The organism is Prochlorococcus marinus str. MIT 9314 (genome assembly GCF_000760035.1).
GTDB classification, from domain to species: Bacteria; Cyanobacteriota; Cyanobacteriia; order PCC-6307; family Cyanobiaceae; genus Prochlorococcus_A; species Prochlorococcus_A marinus_B.
This window is the reverse complement of sequence record NZ_JNAO01000016.1, coordinates 1-2919: the sequence shown is the minus strand read 5'-3', so window position 1 is coordinate 2919 and position 2919 is coordinate 1. Positions and strand designations below refer to the sequence as shown.

Here is a 2919-nt window from a genome sequence, read left to right as displayed (position 1 = left end):
GTGAAAGCACTGTATGTACAAGCTCCTGTGAATGCAGAACTAATGTCTGTATCAAAGCCAACTAGCATTGAAATTCCACCTACAGGGAAAGAGTAAGCAACTCCATCAACTTGTAAAGAAGAACCTGTATCGAACCCCAATGGGTCATCGGCTGTAGCTGCTGAATCAGAACCACTGTCAATAGCTATATCAAGAGAATCTTCTCCAGTAAAACTAGTTGAAAGACCTATGTTGAATTGATAAGCGGCTACAGTTTTTTCTGAAGTAGAATCACCATCGATAGCTCCGATAGATGCATCAACGCTGAAAGAAGCTGATGTTGTTTCTGAAAAACCACCATCAGGGCTATAACTATCAACTAAACCTTCTCCACCAGCAAGTAAAGAATTATGATTTGGTTGATCATTTACAAAAGCGTTAGCGAGATCAATTTGCTCTAGATTAGAGTATTTTGAAATTTCATTTAAGTTTGCCTCGCCAGCAAACGTAGGTAATGGAATTAGTAGCCCAATCGTTGCTGGTGCTACTAACAAGCTTTTGAAAAGCTTCATAAAAAATTCCTCACACATTTAAGGTCTTCTAAAGTTACTCTATCTGCCAGGAATTAACAACCTCCAGTAGACAAAATTCGAGCCGGCTATTACTAAAAACTTTCCCTTCAATATAAAATCTTATCCCTAAGAATTTTATTTGTTTTAATAATTTCTATTGCAGGTTCCAAAAGATCTTTATACTCTCTCCAAATTCCTATAGAAGAAGAATAAAATTTCTCTCTTATTTGGGCACTACTAGCTGTGAAAACATTTCTCTTATTTTTATGGGGTGAAAGATATTTTTCATTCCAATCCCATTGAAGCCAATTTATTAACTCGGGTATTATTTTATTAGGGTTGTTAATTAACTCCTCATAATTGTAATCATATATATTTGCACTATATTTAGTTTTATATTCCTCCATAGTTTCAAAATAGTTCAAATATAGATTAGAGATATCGTGCAAAGAGAAAGAGAAAGGCTGATTTAAAAAATTTGCTCTATAAATTGATAAAATATTATCAAGGGGATTTCTTACACAATTAATTATTTTTGCGTCAGGAAAAAAATTAGAAATTATAGGGCAGAACATATAATTAAATAAATACTTGTCGGTATATATTAGAGAGGATTTAAATTGATTAATAACTTTTTTTTCGTAGAGGTCAAATACATCATCAAAATCTTTAATTCCCTTTATTGATTCTTCCAAGAATGAAACCTCACCCATATCAGTTACTTCAGGATTCAAACTCAATATATTTTCGAGTAAAGTACTTCCTGATCGAGGCATCCCTACAATAAAGATATATTTACAAGAATTCTTATAGTATTTATTCTTTAAATTTTCAATTTTTAATGATCTATAAAATTCAGTATGCTTTATCTTTATATTTGCGTCAGACTTTTTATACCTTAGACTTTCATCGTTAGCGATTTTAAGATTTTTTGCACTTTCTATATATTCTCCTTTTTTATGTAACAAATTTGAGATCGCAAAAGTCGCATATATTTTTGAGCTTGAATTGAGATTCTCTAGTTTTGTACTCAATAAAAAATTTAATTCATTTTTATGATTCTTAAAATCATAAATTCCAGATAATTCATAATAACTATTAAAGTCAAATTTATTTCTTGAAAGAATAAATAAATTAGTCTCTATTGCAAGTTTAAGTTGGCCTGAATTTCTATAAAAACATGCCAAGTTAGTGTAAAAAGGCATGAAATTAGGCGATAGATTTATTCCTTTTTTTAATATTTCTATACTTTTACTTAATTGATTCTTATCCCTATAAAGAATACTTAAATTTAAATAAGCCAATTCTAATCTTTTATGTTTTTTGATTAAATTTAAAAGAACATTTTCTCCTTCCTCATACTCTCTTTTCTTTATATATGCATTAGCTAGAGCTAGATAAATTCTTATTTCTTTATTATCATCTAATTGAACTTTATTATTATTTTTTAAATCCTTTAATATATTTAATGCTTCATCGATATTAAAGTTATTGATATAAATCTCAGACTTTAAAAGTTGATAAATATAATTATTTCTCGATAATTTAATAGCTTCATCTATATAAATTAAAGCATTATCAAAGTTTCTCAATGCAAAATACAAAAGAGCTAAGTTATAAAGTAAATCGCCATGATTAGGATTAATTTTTAAAGCCTTTTGAAGTACCTTCTCAGCATCATTAAATTTAGTCTCCATTCTTAACATTTCTGCTAACAAAATATAAGAATTTATAGATGATGGAAACTTTTTAATTAAAGTTAAAAAAACCCTTTTTGCTAAATTGTAGTTTTTTAAATGTTTACAAAATAAACCGTATTCATAAAGTAATTCAAAAGAATCATTATTTGTTTTTAACAATTCCTGAAAAATTTTATTTGCTTCAAAAGGATTTCCCGCTTTTAGATTTAATTTAGCCTCCTCAATTTTTTTGTATAAGTCAATATTTTTCAATATATTACCTATGATGTTCACTCCATTATACTTTTTATAAAAATGAATGAAATAACTACTTAATTAAGAAAAAAAAAGACCTGCTGTTAAGCAGGTCTTTCTTTGTGTGTAAGATTTTCTAATTCTCTTAGAAAGAGAATGAAGATTTAACCATGACTCCTGTTAGATCATCACCAGATTTTTCTTCTATAAATACACCTGGAGTGATTGTCATGCCATCATTAACTGGATAAGAGTAAGATGCTTCATAAATCATGTATTCTGTTTCGGCATCAGTAAAGTTAGCTGATGTACCAGCACCAAGACTTACAGAACCAGGACCAACTTCAGGGAAAGTTAAACCAACGAAGTATCCAGTCTTATCTGTTCCAGATGTTTCTTCAGTTTCAAAACCAACACTTATGTCTGCTATATCA

General features: G+C 29.0%; 1 protein-coding gene and 2 pseudogenes. All 3 read right to left on the bottom strand.

Translation table 11 applies throughout. The features are described 5' to 3' along the window. Positions 1-551, bottom strand: a pseudogene (locus EU98_RS0109345) (porin); the annotation flags it as partial. Between the two features lie 107 nt (positions 552-658). Next, positions 659-2524 (bottom strand): tetratricopeptide repeat-containing sulfotransferase family protein, encoded by a 1866-nt coding sequence (locus EU98_RS00005; RefSeq protein ID WP_241466412.1) that lies wholly within the window; start codon positions 2522-2524, stop codon positions 659-661. Positions 2525-2630: 106 nt separating this feature from the next. After that, positions 2631-2919, bottom strand: a pseudogene (locus tag EU98_RS0109340) (oligogalacturonate-specific porin KdgM family protein); the annotation flags it as partial.